Source organism: Flavihumibacter petaseus NBRC 106054 (assembly GCF_000974785.1).
In the GTDB taxonomy this organism is placed as follows: domain Bacteria; phylum Bacteroidota; class Bacteroidia; order Chitinophagales; family Chitinophagaceae; genus Flavihumibacter; species Flavihumibacter petaseus.
The window spans coordinates 1-717 of sequence record NZ_BBWV01000019.1 but is presented as its reverse complement, the minus strand read 5'-3'; the positions used below and the strand labels follow the sequence as shown (position 1 = coordinate 717).

The 717-nt window shown below is 55.1% G+C and carries 1 pseudogene; it reads right to left on the bottom strand.

Annotated features, from left to right (window positions below):
- Window positions 1-717: pseudogene (locus FPE01S_RS26070) on the bottom strand (gliding motility-associated C-terminal domain-containing protein); the annotation flags it as partial.

The window sequence follows — 717 nt, the reverse complement described above, 5'->3', positions numbered from 1 at the left end:
GCGCACTCTCCTGCTGCCGGGGTGAAGATATAGGTAGATGTACCGATTACACTGGTGTTAATCACGGCTGGGCTCCAGGTGCCATTGATGCCGTTGTTGGAAATGCCAGGCAATGCCGGTGCCACTCCGTTCTGACAAAGTGCTCCGATTGCATCGAAAGCTGGTGTCACAGCCGGTGTAACGGTGATGTCAATGCTCACCGGAGCCGCACACTGGTTGGCGTCCGGTATGAAGGTGTAAGAACCGGATGTTGTATTGTTCACGACAGCCGGAACCCATGAGCCGGTGATGCCATTAAGTGAGGCAGCTGGCAGTACTGGAGCTGCTGCTCCTGCACAGAATGGAGGGATCGCAGTAAATGTTGGCGTAATCTGATCAGTGATGGTAACGTCGATGCTCGCCGAGGTTGCGCACTCTCCTGCTGCCGGGGTAAAGGTGTAAGTAGTTGTTCCGATCGCACTGGTACTGATCGCGGCCGGTGACCAGCTACCGGCTACACCATTAAGTGAAGTGGCTGGCAGTGCGGGTGCAGTGCTGTTCAGACAGAGGGCAGCAATCGGATCAAATGTTGGTGTGACAGCAGGCGTAACAGTAATGTCGATGCTCACCGGAGCTGCACACTGACCGGCATCCGGTGTAAAGGTATAAGTACCGGATGTTGTGATGTTGACCACAGCTGGTGACCAGGTACCGGTGATGCCATTCAGTGAAGCCGCT